At 49.1% G+C, this 15,426-nt stretch carries 15 protein-coding genes and 3 pseudogenes; 17 read left to right on the top strand and 1 reads right to left on the bottom strand.

Translation table 11 applies throughout. From position 1 onward, the window contains the following. Window positions 1–193: 193 nt before the first annotated feature. Window positions 194–781 carry a 50S ribosomal protein L25 gene (locus DXA93_RS06100; RefSeq protein ID WP_118600932.1) on the top strand — a complete coding sequence of 196 codons (588 nt, stop codon included), beginning with the start codon at window positions 194–196 and terminating at the stop codon, window positions 779–781. An 80-nt stretch (window positions 782–861) separates the two neighbouring features. Here the strand turns inward: DXA93_RS06100 and DXA93_RS06095 are convergent, their stop codons facing one another. Beyond that, window positions 862–1,737: a YitT family protein gene (locus tag DXA93_RS06095; RefSeq protein WP_055267889.1), complete on the bottom strand. Its 876-nt coding sequence runs from the start codon at window positions 1,735–1,737 to the stop codon at window positions 862–864. Between the two features lie 294 nt (window positions 1,738–2,031). On the opposite strand from DXA93_RS06095, the gene DXA93_RS06090 reads away from it, so the two are divergent. The 16 genes and pseudogenes from DXA93_RS06090 (at window position 2,032) to DXA93_RS06020 (ending at window position 15,346) form a co-directional block, all read left to right on the top strand. Further along, window positions 2,032–3,078, top strand: a complete 1,047-nt coding sequence (locus DXA93_RS06090; protein WP_117509152.1) for a M42 family metallopeptidase — start codon at window positions 2,032–2,034, stop codon at window positions 3,076–3,078. A 25-nt stretch (window positions 3,079–3,103) separates the two neighbouring features. Beyond that, complete coding sequence (locus DXA93_RS06085) at window positions 3,104–4,969, top strand: TIGR03960 family B12-binding radical SAM protein (RefSeq protein ID WP_118594425.1); 1,866 nt, start codon at window positions 3,104–3,106, stop codon at window positions 4,967–4,969. After that, complete coding sequence (locus tag DXA93_RS06080) at window positions 4,953–5,660, top strand: TIGR03936 family radical SAM-associated protein (protein WP_117508951.1); 708 nt, start codon at window positions 4,953–4,955, stop codon at window positions 5,658–5,660. Before DXA93_RS06085 ends, DXA93_RS06080 begins: the two co-directional genes overlap by 17 nt. Next, window positions 5,653–6,852 (top strand): ribonuclease E/G, encoded by a 1,200-nt coding sequence (locus tag DXA93_RS06075; protein WP_118594426.1) that lies wholly within the window; start codon window positions 5,653–5,655, stop codon window positions 6,850–6,852. Before DXA93_RS06080 ends, DXA93_RS06075 begins: the two co-directional genes overlap by 8 nt. Before the next feature lie 27 nt (window positions 6,853–6,879). Then, window positions 6,880–7,890, top strand: coding sequence for a type II CAAX endopeptidase family protein (locus DXA93_RS06070; RefSeq protein ID WP_055267901.1), 1,011 nt, complete (start codon window positions 6,880–6,882; stop codon window positions 7,888–7,890). Window positions 7,891–8,046: 156 nt separating this feature from the next. Further along, window positions 8,047–8,922, top strand: coding sequence for a DegV family protein (locus tag DXA93_RS06065; protein WP_055267903.1), 876 nt, complete (start codon window positions 8,047–8,049; stop codon window positions 8,920–8,922). A gap of 115 nt (window positions 8,923–9,037) precedes the next feature. Next, window positions 9,038–9,342: pseudogene (gene rplU, locus DXA93_RS06060) on the top strand (50S ribosomal protein L21). Window positions 9,343–9,347: 5 nt separating this feature from the next. Continuing rightward, window positions 9,348–9,668: a ribosomal-processing cysteine protease Prp gene (locus tag DXA93_RS06055; RefSeq protein ID WP_055228163.1), complete on the top strand. Its 321-nt coding sequence runs from the start codon at window positions 9,348–9,350 to the stop codon at window positions 9,666–9,668. Window positions 9,669–9,672: 4 nt separating this feature from the next. Beyond that, window positions 9,673–9,963 (top strand): 50S ribosomal protein L27, encoded by a 291-nt coding sequence (gene rpmA, locus DXA93_RS06050; RefSeq protein ID WP_022462904.1) that lies wholly within the window; start codon window positions 9,673–9,675, stop codon window positions 9,961–9,963. A 110-nt stretch (window positions 9,964–10,073) separates the two neighbouring features. Beyond that, the gene (gene obgE, locus DXA93_RS06045; RefSeq protein WP_022462903.1) at window positions 10,074–11,372 is read left to right on the top strand and encodes a GTPase ObgE; all 1,299 of its coding nucleotides are present in this window, start codon (window positions 10,074–10,076) and stop codon (window positions 11,370–11,372) included. A 28-nt stretch (window positions 11,373–11,400) separates the two neighbouring features. Then, window positions 11,401–11,694 (top strand): ribosome assembly RNA-binding protein YhbY, encoded by a 294-nt coding sequence (gene yhbY / locus DXA93_RS06040; protein ID WP_022462902.1) that lies wholly within the window; start codon window positions 11,401–11,403, stop codon window positions 11,692–11,694. Window positions 11,695–11,761: 67 nt separating this feature from the next. Continuing rightward, window positions 11,762–11,956 (top strand): annotated as a pseudogene (locus tag DXA93_RS20515) (nicotinate-nicotinamide nucleotide adenylyltransferase); the annotation flags it as partial. Window positions 11,957–12,048: 92 nt separating this feature from the next. Next, complete coding sequence (locus DXA93_RS19570) at window positions 12,049–12,381, top strand: nicotinate-nicotinamide nucleotide adenylyltransferase (protein WP_330425719.1); 333 nt, start codon at window positions 12,049–12,051, stop codon at window positions 12,379–12,381. Window positions 12,382–12,393: 12 nt separating this feature from the next. Next, window positions 12,394–12,995: pseudogene (gene yqeK / locus DXA93_RS06030) on the top strand (bis(5'-nucleosyl)-tetraphosphatase (symmetrical) YqeK). Continuing rightward, window positions 12,996–13,349: a ribosome silencing factor gene (gene rsfS / locus DXA93_RS06025; protein WP_022462899.1), complete on the top strand. Its 354-nt coding sequence runs from the start codon at window positions 12,996–12,998 to the stop codon at window positions 13,347–13,349. A gap of 116 nt (window positions 13,350–13,465) precedes the next feature. Beyond that, the gene (locus DXA93_RS06020) at window positions 13,466–15,346 is read left to right on the top strand and encodes a DUF5696 domain-containing protein (protein ID WP_055267920.1); all 1,881 of its coding nucleotides are present in this window, start codon (window positions 13,466–13,468) and stop codon (window positions 15,344–15,346) included. Window positions 15,347–15,426: the final 80 nt, after the last annotated feature.

Genomic DNA, 15,426 nt, shown 5'->3' with positions numbered 1-15,426 from the left:
GACAAATCGTGTTTGTGGTATTATATTACATCTAGAACAAAGAAAAGGAATCAACAAGAAACCAATTCTTCCTTGCATGTTCCCAAACATCCTGTTCCAAGAAACTTATTCATAGCCACAAGGCAAAGCAAACTTAACACCCTTCACAAGATAAGAAGCCTGCTAAGAATCAGATTTTTGGAGGAAAAGGTAAATGAATACTTTAAAAGCTGAAAAGAGAAGTTTGGATGTAAAAGCAAAAAGACTTAGAAGAGAAGGATACGTTGTCGGCAATGTATTCGGCAGAGAGATGAAAGAATCCATTCCAGTTAAGATGGTAAAAAGAGATATCGAGAAACTGCTGAAGACAGACCACAAAGGCAGCCAGATTATGCTGGATGTCGACGGAACCGCATACGATGTCCTGATCAAAAATGTTGATTATAACCCGGTAGCCGGACAGATCGATTCGATCGAGTTCCAGGCACTGGTCAGCAACGAGAAAGTTCATTCCGTTGCAGAGATTGTCCTTGTAAACCATGAAAAGATCGCAGAAGGCGTTCTGCAGGAGGATCTGAACGAGGTTGCCTACATGGCATACCCGGCATCCCTGGTCGATCAGGTAATGGTCGATGTCGGAGAGATGAAGATCGGTGATGTCATCCGCGTCAAAGATCTGTCCTTGGCCGCTGACCCGGATATCACCATAAAGACCAATCCGGAATCCATTGTCGTAAGTCTGATGGCTTCCCACAACGTAGAAGCATCGGCAGAAGATACCGAAGAAGCAGAAGAGAAATAAACAGAATAAGCACATACAAAGAAATCCGAAGGCGTCAAAAACCTTCGGATTTTTTGCGTGAAAAATATGGTTTGAATCGATCAGATATAACTCATGAAGCCTTTTCCGATAATTTCGCTGCTCTTTGTGATCGCAATAAACGCGGTCGGCTCGGTATCATGAATAAACCGCTGAAGATAGACGGCCTGCTTGACATCCACAACCGTGAGAATGACTGTCCGCTGCTGGTCGGAGTAAGCGCCGACGGCGTCGTAAAGGGTTGCGCTGTGATTGAGATCCTTTGTGATGAAATCGCAGATCGGCTGCGGATTGTTGGAGATAATCGTAAAAAATTTATTCAGCTTCATCCGCTCAATCGTTTTGTCAATCAGCAGTGTTTTCGCTATCAGACCGAGAACCGAACAAAGTCCGGTTAAGGTATCGAAAATCAGGAAAGCAAGGATGACAACGATGAGGTCGGTCACCAGCAGGGCAGTGGAAATATTCATTGTAGAATATTTTTTAATAATCATGGCGATGATGTCTGTGCCGCCGCCGGAGGCATTCTCAAAAAACAGCAGTGCTGCCGCCAGTGCCGGAAGAATAATGGCAAAGCAGAGCTCCAGCATGATCTCATCGGTAAGCGGATGTGCCATCGGAAACAGCTTTTCAAAAATGTTCAGAAGAACCGAGGAAAGCACGGTCACGTAGGCTGTCTTGACGCCGAAGTTCCGCCCCAGCACAGCAAAACCAACCAGCAGAAGCAGCAGGTTGATAAAAAGGTTGATCTGTGAGGCAGTGAACGGAAGAAACCGGCAGATGACAACGGCCATACCGGATACACCGCCGAAAGAAAAATTATTGGGGAATTTAAAAACATAAATTCCAATGTCCATGATCAGAACAGCTGCGGTAATGACAGCATATTCTTTTAACGTTTGTAATGCAGGCTGCGATGCCTGTTCTTTTGTGTCCATTTTTTTGCTCCTTTATTTGAATTTGAGGCGACCTTCATTTTATTATAGAAGAAACTTTTTTGAATAACAGCTAATAATGTATCCCCCTCTTCAAACATAGCATGGCATATGGTAGTTTGTCCAGTTACATTTTCCTTATTTCCATTTTTCCGTTTTCCGATGGTTGTATCCAATTTATTTCTGTGGTATGATGAAGGGCAGGATCTTTTTTCGGAAAGAAAAAAATCTGCAGTTTCTGTTTCAAAATGTTTCGAAAAAAGAAGAAAAAACAGAAACAAAAATGGAGGAAGAAACATGAAAAATACAAAGGTTTATGTTGATTTTATAACAGAGAAACTGAAAAAACTGCTCTCCATCGACAGCCCGACCGGCTACACGAAAGATGCCATTGCATGGCTGAAAGCAGAGTACGAAGCGATGGGCTATGCGCCGGTGATCACCACAAAGGGCGGCCTTCTGGTGCAGCTTGCCAAAGGCTGTGAAGGAAACGGCGGTGTCCTTGTGGAGACACATACCGATACGCTCGGCGGCATGGTAGCGGAAGTGAAAGGAAACGGCCGTCTTCGTCTCACCGCGCTCGGCGGTATGAATCCGAACAATGCGGAGACGGAAAACTGCGTTGTCATCACAAGAGACGGAAAACGGTACGAGGGCTGCTTCCAGATGAACAACCCGTCGATCCATGTCAACGGTTCCTACGACCAGCAGGACCGCACCTACGACAATATGGAGGTCGTTCTGGATGAGATGGTCTTCTCCAAAGAGGAGACAAAAGCGCTCGGCATCGAGACCGGTGATATCGTCTGCTTTGAGACGAGAACCCGCATCACCGAGAAGGGATACATCAAGAGCCGTTTTCTCGATGATAAACTGAGCGTTGCAATCCTGCTCGGCTATGCGAAGTATTTAAAAGAAGAAAATATCACACCGTCCCGTCCGGTTTATCAGCACATCACCGTGTACGAAGAAGTCGGCCACGGCGGATCTGCTTCCGTGCCGGAGGGTGTGACGGATATCCTTTCTGTTGATATGGGCTGTGTCGGCGACGGACTGGAGTGTAAAGAGCATCAGGTATCCATCTGCGTCAAAGACAGCGGCGGCCCTTACAGCTACGATTTTACCGGTGAGCTGATTGCGGCAGCAAAAGCAAACGGAATCGACTATGCGGCGGATGTTTACCCGCACTACGGCTCTGACGTGGAGGCAACGCTCCGCGGCGGCGCAGACGCACGCCATGCCCTGATCGGCGCCGGTGTGTACGCATCCCATGGATATGAGAGAAGCCATGTGGACGGCGTGAAGAATACGCTGGAACTGCTTGCGGCGTATCTGGACAAATAAAAATAAGAACAAGTGAGAGAATTGCATGAGAAAATTAGCATTGCCAGAAGAAGTGCTGCTCCAGATTGAGCAGCCTGCGCGATACATTGGAAATGAATTCAACAGTGTCGTAAAAGACAAAGAGAAAGTAGCCCTGCGCGGCGCATTCCTGTTCCCGGATGTGTATGAGATCGGTATGTCCCACCTTGGCATCCAGATCCTGTACGATATGTTCAACAAACGCGAGGACATGTGGTGCGAGCGAGTTTATTCCCCATGGCCGGATCTGGACCGCGTGATGCGTGAACAGAACATTCCGCTGTTCGGCCTGGAATCCCAGGAGTCGGTGAAAAACGAGGATTTCCTGTTCATCACCCTGCAGTATGAGATGTGTTATACAAACGTTCTGCAGGCGCTCGACCTTGCCGGAATCCCGCTGCATGCGGTGGAGCGTACCGGCGAGGACCCGATCGTCATCGGCGGCGGCCCGTGTACGTACAACCCGGAGCCGATCGCTCCGTTCTTCGACCTGTTTTACATCGGAGAGGGTGAGGTTGTGTACGACCAGCTTTTCGACACGTATCTGGAAAATAAAAAGAACGGCGGAACCCGTCTGGATTTTCTGAAAAAGGCATGCCAGATCCCGGGCATTTACGTACCGCAGTTTTATGAAGTAACGTACCACGAGGACGGAACCGTTGCAGCCTTTACGCCGTCCATCCCGGAAGCGCCGGAAAAGATCAAAAAACAGCTCGTCATGGATATGACCGAGGCAACGTATCCGGAGAAACCGGTCGTGCCGTTTATCAAGGCAACACAGGACCGTGTCGTTCTGGAGATCCAGCGCGGCTGTATCCGCGGCTGCCGTTTCTGCCAGGCGGGTATGGTGTACCGTCCGACAAGAGAGCGCGATGTGGAGAAGTTAAAAGAACTTGCGACCCATATGCTGCGCAATACCGGCCACGATGAGATTTCGTTGAGTTCTTTGAGCTCGAGTGATTACAGCCATCTTCCGGAGCTTGTCAACTATCTGATCGACAGCTGCCCGGAAAAAGGTGTCAATATTTCCCTTCCGTCTCTTCGAATCGACGCATTTTCCCTCGATGTCATGAGCAAGGTACAGGATATCAAAAAGAGCAGCCTGACCTTCGCACCGGAGGCGGGAAGCCAGCGGATGCGGAATGTTATTAATAAAGGTCTGACCGAGGAAGTCATTCTCGACGGAGCCGGAAAAGCGTTTGAGGGCGGCTGGAATAAAGTAAAACTGTATTTCATGCTGGGCCTTCCGACCGAGACCGAGGATGATATCAAAGGAATTGCGCATCTGGCGGAAAAGATCGCAGAGCGTTACTATGAGATTCCGAAAGACCAGAGAAACGGAAAATGCCAGATTACGGCAAGCTCCTCGTTCTTTATTCCGAAGCCGTTCACTCCGTTCCAGTGGGCACCGATGAACACGGAGAGGGAGTTTCTTGACAAAGCGGCGATTGTAAAGGCAGAGGTCCGCGCACAGCTGAATCAGAAGAGCATCCGTTACATTTATCATGAGGCAGATATTTCCCTTCTGGAGGGATTCCTTGCACGCGGTGACCGGAAATGTGCCGAAGTTATTGAAAAAGCGTACAGAAAAGGTGCTATTTTCGATGCCTGGTCCGAGTATTTCCGGAAAGATGCCTGGGAAGAAGCGTTTGCAGAGACCGGCATTGACGTTTCGTTCTATGCCTGCCGTAAGCGCAGCACCGATGAGATCCTTCCGTGGGATTTCCTTGATATCGGCGTGACGAAAAAATTCCTGATCCGCGAATGGGAGCGGGCACAGCAGGAAACCGTTACCCCGAACTGTAAGATGCAGTGTTCCGGCTGCGGAGCAAAATCATTCGGAGGAGGTGTCTGCTATGAAAATCAGAATTAAGTTTGCCAAAACAGGTGTGATGAAATTTGTGGGTCATCTGGATGTGATGCGTTACTTCCAGAAAGCAATCCGCCGTGCGGAACTTCCGATCGCTTATTCCGAGGGCTTCAGCCCGCACATGCTGCTGTCGTTTGCTTCTCCGCTCGGTGTCGGCATCAGCAGCACCGGTGAATATTTCGATATGGTGCTCGCGGAAGATATGAAAACCGACGAGATTGTAAAACGTCTGAATGCGACGATGGTTGAGGGAATGGAAGTGCTTTCCGCCCGCCATGTGCCGGATGGAAAAGCAAGCAAGGCAATGTCTCTCGTAGCAGGAGCCGATTATCTCGTGCAGTTCCGCGAGGGAAAAATGCCGGAGATTGATCTGGAAACGAAAGTACCGGTGTTTTTTGCACTTCCGCAGATTGAGATCATGCGAAAGACAAAACGAAGCGAAAAGCTGACCGATATCCGCCCATGGATTTACGATATGAAAGCAAAGAAAAGCGGTGTCTGGATGCAGCTCTCCACCGGAAGTGTTTCGAACCTGAAACCGGAGCTCGTGATGGAAGCGTTCTGCAAATGGTGCGGGGTTGAACTGCCGCCGTTTGCATACACGATTCTGCGCGAGGAAGTTTACGCAGACATCGGAACGGAAGAAGAGCGAAAGCTGGTTCCGCTGGAAGCATTAGGAGAAGAAGTTGAGTAAACGAGTTGTCATTGCCCATCTGCCGTGGGAGGGAAAAGATTACCTGGTACACACGCTGGTGGAAGGAGAAAGACCGGTCGAACTGACGGCCCTCTGCAGGGAGAAGGAAACGCTGCTTGGCAATATCTATGTCGGCCGGGTGGAAAAACTGGCGCCCGGGATCCGCGGGGCATTTGTCTCGTTTGCGGAGCAGCAGAGCTGTTTTCTTGATCTGTCCCGTGTAAAAGAAGGGTATCTTCTGAAAAAAGCACCGGGAACGGAACTGCATGTCGGAGATGAAATTGTCGTGCAGATCCAGCGGGAAGCGCAGAAAACGAAGCTTCCGTCGGCGACAGCAGAACTTTCTCTTTCGGGAAGTGCCCTGGCGCTCTATTATGGAAAGCCGGAAATCTCATGCTCGGGACGCCTTCTGCCGGAGCAGAAAAAACGGTTAAAAGAACTGGGAAGCCGGATGTTTCCAGAGCTTTCCGGCGGAAGCCTTCCGTTTGGCGTGATCTTCCGCACCGCATCCGCTGATGCTTCGGAAGAAGAGATCCGGCAGGAATATCTCGAGCTGTCCGAAAAACTCGCGCGGATTGTCCAGTATGGAACGATGCGGAGCCTGTACTCCTGCCTGTATCGGGCGTCAGATGCCGTGCCGGAGCTCGTCAAACGGTATGCACCGTCAGTTTCAGAACTTGTGACAGATGACAGAGAAACGTATGAGATCTGCAGAGAATATCTGGAGCGCCATGATTTTCACGACTGCCGCCTGACCTGGTATGAGGATCAGCTTACCACACTGACAAAGAAAGAAAATCTCGAAAATCACGTAAAACAGGCACTCGACAAACGTGTGGATCTGCCTTCCGGCGGATTCCTCGTGATCGAACCGACCGAAGCGCTGACCGCGATCGATGTGAACAGCGGAAAGCAGCTCGGCGGACGGAAAAATACGTTTCTGTACAGCGTAAACCAGGAGGCAGCCCGCGAAATCGCCCGCCAGATCCGCCTGCGCGGGATTTCCGGTCTGATCCTGGTTGACTTTATCAACATGCCGGAAAAAGAGCAGGAGGAGCGCCTTCTCGGCTTCCTGCAGGGTCTTGTGCGGGAAGATCCCGTCCAGACCAAAGTTGTGGATATGACGGCGCTTCATCTCGTGGAACTGACGAGAAAGAAAATCCGCCGGCCGCTGGCAGAACAGATGAAATGACGGTGACCTTACAAAGGAGGAATGAATATGGAACCACAAAAGAAACCGATTCACCTCAATGAAAATGATACCCCATATCTTTACGAACCCTTTCGAAACCAGATGCCGGCAAAACGGCCGCATCCGGCGGAAAAAGAAAAGATACTGAAACCATGGCAGGGCCTGCTGGTGTTTGCCTTTCTGATGGTTCTTTTTAATCTCGCCGGAATCCCGCTGGTTCTTGCAGGCGGGATGTATGGAAATGCGCTGGACGAGATCATTGTATTCCTGATCGGATCCATTCTCGTCGTACGGGCACTTCATATTCCGTTAAAAGAAGTGTTCCCATTAAAAAAGCCGGATGGAGCCGGAATCCTCGGAACCATTCTGATGTGGTATGTGACGTACCGCGGTGTGCTTGCCCTTTTCCTTCTGATGGAATGGATTTTCCCGCAGGAATACGCAAGCCTCTCGGAATCCATGGACAGCAGTATGGCGGGCCTTTCCTATTTCGGCGAGCTGCTTGTCGTTGCGCTGACACCGGCCATCTGTGAAGAAGCACTGCACCGCGGTCTTCTGCAGTACAGCCTGCGCGGAATCAAAAAGAAATGGGTGATGCTGCTTCTGATGGGCGTTTATTTTGGCGCTTTCCACATGAGCATCGTCCGTTTTCTTCCGATGATGATGATGGGAATCGTTCTCTCGTATGTTCGGATGAAGACCGACAACATGTTTTACAGCTCGCTGTTTCATTTCGTCCATAACGCATCGACGATTGTGGCGAGCATTGCGGCAAGCTTCCTCTATATGTTCTCGCAGGGGAACGCAGCAGCAGGCAGCGGATACGCAACGGAAACGTACATCGGCATGTATCTGATCGAAGCGGCGCTGATGCCGATCGGTCTTTATATGGGAAGCCGTCTTCTGATGTACCAGCAGACAAAAAGCGAAGGATTTTTCCCGAAGGAGAGAAGAAAAAAGACCATTGCAAAAATCGTAATTCCGACCATTCTGCTGATCCTTGGCGGACTGTTTTTTCTTGGTATTGGTATGATGTAAAAAGAATCAAAAGCAGTTTGAGCAATTTTGCAGAAATGTCCAAGCCGGGTAGAAAACAGGTACGATTTATGATAGAATAACAGCAAATCAAGCGTTACACGATATTACAGAAAGGAAAAGCTGTTTCTCTAAAAAGAGACAGCAGGAATAAGAACTATGGCAAGAACAGCTATTGCTACCGACAGCAACAGCGGTATTACACAGAGTCAGGCGAAAGAGCTGGGCGTTTTTGTCCTTCCGATGCCTTTCTTCATGCGCGGAAAAATCCAGTTTGAGGATATCGACCTGACACAGGAACAGTTTTACGAGATTCTGGCAGAGGATGCGGCTGTTTCCACATCTCAGCCGTCTCCGGGAGATCTGATGGATTTCTGGAACAAAATTCTCGAAGAGTACGATGACATTGTTTACATTCCGATGTCAAGCGGCCTTTCCACCTCCTGTGATACAGCGACCGTGCTGTCCGAGGACTATGAAGGAAAAGTGCAGGTTGTCAACAACCAGAGAATCTCCGTTACGCAGCAGCAGTCTGTTCTGGATGCAAAGAAAATGGCAAACCGCGGCGTGGCAGCAAAAGACATCAAAGCAATTCTGGAAGAGGATGCGCTGGATGCAAGTATCTATATTATGGTAGATACGTTAAAATACCTGAAAAAAGGCGGCCGCGTTACGCCGGCAGCAGCCATGATCGGAACCGTTTTAAATATCAAACCGGTGCTGACGATCCAGGGAGAGAAGCTTGACGCGTTTGAAAAAGCGCGCGGTGTGAAACAGGCAAAGAAAGCCATGATCAAGGCTATGAAAAAAGATATGGACAAACGCTTCGCAAAAGAGCGTGCAGCCGGCATCATGGGACTTCACATTGCCTATACCGCAAACGACAAAGAAGTAATCGATGGATGGATTGTCGAAGTAAAAGAAGCCTTCCCGGATTTTGAAGTCGATGCGCATCCACTGTCCTTAAGCGTTGCCTGCCACATCGGACCTGGCGCACTGGCAATTGCATGTGAAAAAAAATCTGCAATTTCCTGAAAAATACTATTGACAAACAGCAGACGTGATGATATATTGTAGAAGTATGCCGCACAGAGAGGTAAAAGAGTCGAAAGACCACCGATCTGGCGAGTAATTGATAGGGAGGTGCCATATGTACGCAATTATTGCAACAGGTGGTAAACAGTACAAGGTAGCTGAAGGCGATGTTATCCGAGTAGAGAACTTGGCGTTGAAGCTGGAGAAACCGTAACTTTTGATCAGGTACTTGCAGTAAGCAATGACGGACTGAAAGTTGGCGAGGACGTTAAAAATGCATCCGTAACCGCATCTGTAGTTGGAAACGGTAAAGGCAAAAAAGTTATCGTTTACAAGTATAAGAGAAAAACTGGTTATCATAAGAAAAACGGTCACAGACAGCAGTACACTGAAGTGAAGATTGAAAAAATCAACGCTTAAGTCTTATGATTTGTATAACCGTAACAGAGTCTGACGGCGAGTACATCTCCGTGGAGTCAAACGGTCATGCAGGCTATGCAGAGGAAGGGCAGGATATCATCTGTGCCGCTGTCTCCGCATTGATTGTAAACACCGTAAATTCCGTGGAAACATTGACAGAGGATCTGATTATAAGTGAGGCTGGAGATGGATACGTGTATTTTTCATTCCCGAATGGGTATTCTGAAAGTACCGCACTTCTTGTAAAATCACTTTTGCTGGGCCTCGAAAGTATCCGCCGCGATTATGGAGCACAATACTTAGAGATCGCATTCAAGGAGGTGTAATACCATGTTAAATATGAACCTTCAGATTTTCGCTCATAAAAAAGGAGTTGGTTCTACCAAGAACGGTAGAGATTCCGAGTCCAAGAGATTAGGAGCAAAAAGAGCTGACGGACAGGTTGTAAAGGCTGGAAACATTCTTTACAGACAGCGTGGAACCAAGATTCATCCAGGCGTGAACGTAGGAATCGGAAAAGACGATACCTTATTCGCTATGGTTGACGGACGCGTAGCTTTCGAAAGAAAAGGACGTGACAAAAAACAGGTTTCCGTATATCCGGTAGCAACAGAAGAGTAAGACAAAGGTGCGGCTTCAAATCTTAAGAGGTTTGAAGCCGTTTTTGTTAATAATAATTAAAGGTCCAGCAGACCGATTGGGATTTAGATAAAACAAGACAGGAGAATACCATGTTTGCAGACAGAGCAAAAATTCTGATCCGCTCCGGTAAGGGCGGAGACGGACATGTCAGTTTCCGCAGAGAGCTTTTTGTACCGAACGGCGGGCCGGACGGCGGCGATGGCGGCAAAGGCGGAGACGTTATTTTTGAAGTTGACGAAGGACTGAATACACTGGTTGATTACCGCCACAGAAGAAAGTTTTCTGCTACCGACGGCGAGCCGGGCGGAAAACGCAGATGCCATGGCGGAAACGGCGCAGATATTGTCCTGAAAGTACCGGAAGGAACCGTCATTATGGACGCTGCGAGCGGAAAAGTCATCGCAGATATGTCCGGTGAAAACCGCCGTCAGGTTGTATTAAAAGGCGGAAAAGGTGGAAACGGAAATATGCATTACGCAACCGCTACCATGCAGGTTCCGAAATACGCCCAGCCAGGCCAGCCGGCACAGGAGCTGGAAGTAAGAATGGAACTGAAAGTCATCGCGGACGTCGGACTCGTCGGTTTCCCGAACGTTGGAAAATCGACCCTGCTTTCCCGCGTGACAAATGCAGAACCGAAAATTGCAAATTATCACTTTACCACACTTTCCCCGAACCTCGGTGTCGTAGACCTTGAGGGCTGCAGCGGATTTGTTATCGCAGATATCCCGGGACTGATCGAGGGTGCATCGGAAGGAGTCGGCCTCGGCCATGAATTCCTGCGCCACATCGAGAGAACCCGCGTGATGATCCATGTAGTAGACGTTGCATCGACCGAGGGAAGAGATCCGGTGGATGATATCAACAAGATCAACAAAGAGCTCGAAGCCTATAACCCGGAGATCGCAAAACGCCCGCAGATCATCGCGGCCAATAAGACCGATGCGATCTATGTAGAAGAGGGCGAAGAGGATCCGGTGGAACGTCTGAAAAAAGAGTTCGAGCCGAAAGGCATCCCGGTTTATCCGATTTCTGCCGTCAGCGGAAAAGGCTTAAAAGAGCTTTTATATGCCGTACAGAAAAAACTCGATGAGCTTCCGAAAGAGCGTATGGTCTTCGAGCAGGAATTCTTCCCGGAGGATATGCTTCTTGCCGAGAACCTGCCGTACACCGTCGAGCAGGACCCGGAGGACGAGCACCGCTTCATCATCGAGGGACCGAAGATCGAGAAAATGCTCGGCTACACCAATCTGGATTCCGAGAAAGGTTTTGCTTTCTTCCAGCGGTTCTTAAAAGATACCGGTATCTTAGACGAACTCGAGCAGGCCGGCATCCAGGAAGGCGATACCGTCAAGATGTATGGATTTGAATTTGATTATTATAAATAGAACGAATAAATAACGAAGGAGGAGACGTATGACCAGCAAGCAGAGAGCATACCTGAAAGGCCTTGCCATGACCATGGAACCGATCCTGCAGGTAGGAAAAAGCAGCATCACGCCGGAGCATACCGCTGCTGTAGCAGAGGCACTTGAGGCGAGAGAACTAATTAAAATCAATGTACTGCAGAACTGCCTCGATGATCCAAGAGAGATCGCAGAAGTTCTGGCAGAACGCACCAATTCCCAGGTCGTACAGGTGATCGGCAAAAAGATCGTGCTGTACAAAGAGGGCAAAAAAGAGAAAAAGAAAATTCAGCTTCCGAAATAATCCGCAGGAAAGAACCGCCGGGACCGGAGCATACCGCTGCAGTTCCGGCGCTTTTTGAGGAAAACGTATGGAAAAGAAAAACAGAAAAATTGGCATTATGGGAGGCACATTCGATCCCATTCATATCGGTCATCTGATCCTTGGCGAGGCGGCGTACGAGCAGTTCGGGCTTGATGAAGTCTGGTTTCTTCCGGCCGGAAATCCGCCACATAAGCGGAACCGGGCGGGACAGGCAAAGGATGCACAGCGTGTCGAGATGGTGCGCCGTGCCATCGCATCCAATCCGCATTTTGTGCTCTGCACCAAAGAGATGAAAGATGAGGCTATACCTACAGTTATCGGACGCTTGAGGCGATGCGGAAGGAACATCCGGGCACGGAGTTTTACTTTATCATTGGAGCGGATTCCCTGTTCTATTTTGATGAGTGGAAAAATCCAGAGCGGATCTGCGCCGCGGCAAAGATCCTTGTGGCGACCAGGGATCGGGCAAAAGAGGAAGAGCTTCTGGCCTGTATGGAACGAAATGCAGAAAAACTTCACGGTACCTTTCTGAAACTCGACACACCGAATCTGGATGTTTCTTCCCACGAACTGCGGGAATGGATCCGGGAAGGAAAATCCGTGAAATACTATCTGCCGGATTCTGTGATTTCCTACATTCAGGAGCAGAAAATCTATCAGGATTAGAGGAAGAGCAGGATGGAACAGTACGATTTATGGAAACTGGACAAAAAACTCCAGAAGGAAGTCGATGAAGACCGCTATCATCACACGCTCGGTGTGATGTTTACCGCATCATCCATGGCGATGGTATGGGGCGAGGATCTCGAAAAAGCCCGTGTCGCGGGACTGCTTCACGACTGTGCAAAATGCATTCCGAATAAGAAAAAAATCACCATGTGTGAGAAAAATAAGATTGAAATCACTGAGTTTGAGCGGAACAATCCGTTTTTGATCCATGCCAAGCTCGGTGCATTTCTGGCGAAGGACAAGTATAAGGTGGAAGATCCGGAGATCTTAAGCGCCATCACCTGGCATACGACAGGAAAAGAAGATATGACATTGCTGGAGAAGATCATCTATATCGCAGATATATCGAGCCGGCACGAAACAAGGCGCCTCATCTTACCCGCCTTCGGAAGCTGGCATTCACCGATATCGACGAATGCATGTATGAAATTTTAAAAGACAGTATGGCGTATCTGTCGGAAAACCCGAAGACGATGGACCCGATGACGGAGCAGGCATATCAGTTCTATGAGGCACTGCACCGGGAACGGACGGCAAAGGAGGAAGTATAAATGAGCGAAGCAAAACAGACTGCAAAACTTGCACTGGAAGCACTGGAAGATAAAAAAGCAATGGATGTCCGCATTCTGGACATTACCCATGTTTCTACCCTGGCAGATTATTTCATGATCGCCAGCGGAAGCAACCGTAACCAGGTGCAGGCAATGGCAGACAACGTGGAGGAGGTACTCGGAAAGGCCGGCGTACATCCAAAACAGATCGAAGGCTATCAGACCGCAAACTGGATTCTGATGGACTACGGCGATGTTGTCATCCACATCTTTGATGAGGAGAACCGCCTGTTCTACGATCTGGAGAGAATTTGGAGAGACGGTAAAGTCGTAGAAAAAGAAGAGATTATGTAAGTTAGGTGGAAAAAGGCGCAGAAAATCCGGAACCGTGCAGAGAAAGGCGGACGGGTTCTCTGCGCCTTTCTGGTGTTTGGAACGCATATGATAAAGAAAAAGGGGAATATCACACGATGAAAAAAATAGAAAGCGGATCGCTTGCTGTGATGCTCGATGAAGAGACGCTGGGACTTAGGATCGAAAAAGACGGCGTTGTCTGGAATACGGATCCGAAAAAGACACCGGAACTGATTTTTGCAGAGGGAACATACCGTTTCCTGGATGCAGAGGAGATTTCCCATGAGGTCTATTCCTTCGGCGTCGGATGCGGCATCCGGAGCCGTTATGCGGGATTTGCGGGAACACCGTATGCCTTCGAGACGATTATCTGGATCGAAGCTGTGGATGAAACATTTTGGATGGAGTGGATTCCGCTCTGCGAGGAGGGACTGCATCCGGTAAAGGTGCTGTGGCCGACGGCAATGGAGTTTACAAACGGGCGCGATGACTGGTATACACTCCTTACCGAGGGACAGGGACTTCTGATTCCGAATACCTGGAAGACGGAACTTGGAAAGCTTTCGTTTGACGGCAGATTTGAGACCTCCGGCGGCTATATGCCGTGGTTTGGCCAGGTGAAGGAAAGATGCGGCTATACAGCGATCTGTACAACACCGTGGAACGTCGGTTATCAGGCAGAGCACCCGGCAGGCGGCCCGTATACCAGCGTGGGGGCATGGCTGGAGCCAAGCCTTGGAACAATGAATTACCGCCGCGTATTCCGTTATACGTTTTTAAATAACTGCGATTATAACGACCTCTGCAAAACATACCGTCAGTATGTACGGGAACAGGGCCATCTGCGCACTTTGAAAGAAAAGGCAGTACAGAATCCGTCCATTCACGATCTTGTGGGAACGTGTTTTGTTCATACGGGAATCAAGACGGTTGTGCAGCCGGAGTCCGGCTTTTTCGATCCGCAGAATCCGGAGAAAAATAACCGCGTAGTGCCGTTTTCCGTGCGCGAACAGCAGATCCGCGAAATTCATGATCTCGGCGTAGAGAAAGTCTATCTTCATCTGGACGGCTGGGCAGAACCGGGGTATGACAACCAGCATCCGGACTACACACCGGCATGCCAAGCGGCCGGCGGATGGGAAGACATGAAATCGCTTGTCGATACGATGCATGATTTCGGCTACAAATTCGGTATTCACGACCAGTACCGCGATTATTACCATGCAGCGCCGAGCTACGATGAAAATTATGCCTGCCGCCTTCCGGATAGAACGATACCGGGACACAGTTACTGGGCGGGCGGACCGCAGAGCTATCTCTGTGCAACGCAGGCACCGTTCTATGTGAAACGGAATTTTGCCGAGCTGAAGAAAAACGGAATCCGGCTTGACGGTGCATACCTCGATGTGTTTACGTGCAACGAGGGCGACGAGTGCGCAAATCCGGAGCATGTGATGACGAGAAGAGACTGCTATACGTACCGCGGAAACTGCTTCTCCTGGCTGCTATCACAGGGGATTCTCTCAAGCTCCGAGGAGGTCAGCGACTGGGCCGTTCCGTATCTGGTATTCTGCCATTATGCGCCGTACGACTTTATGCTGCGCCCGGCAGAGACACCGAAAAAAGGAATCCCGGTGCCGCTCTTTAATCTTGTGTATCATGACTGTGTGATCGAGCCGTGGATGATGGACCGTGTTTCAAAAGACGAGGACTATATGCTGTATGCGCTTCTTGCAGGCGGTGCACCGTATCTTGTACGGGACGGCGCATATCCGAATACAGATGGTGCATTTGACGGGGAGAAAATCAGTCTGGAAGAGATGACAGAAAGATGCCGCGTTGTAACGGAGCTGCATGAAAAAACGGCACTCCTGGAACTGGTACGCCACGAGTGTATGACGGTGGACGGAAGCGTACAGAAGAGTGAATTTTCCGATGGAACATATGTTATTTGTGACTTTGCAGAGCAGATATATGAAATCGGATACGGGGCATAAAAGAAAAGCGCCACATGTAGATTTTGTTCTTATAAAAATACAAGATTTTGTGGTTTTCCTTGTATTTTTTCAAGTGCATA

This window comes from Blautia sp. OF09-25XD, assembly GCF_003482095.1.
Classification (GTDB): Bacteria; Bacillota; Clostridia; order Lachnospirales; family Lachnospiraceae; genus Fusicatenibacter; species Fusicatenibacter saccharivorans.
The sequence above is the reverse complement of the archived record's forward strand: the minus strand, read 5'-3'. Positions and strand labels throughout refer to the sequence as shown.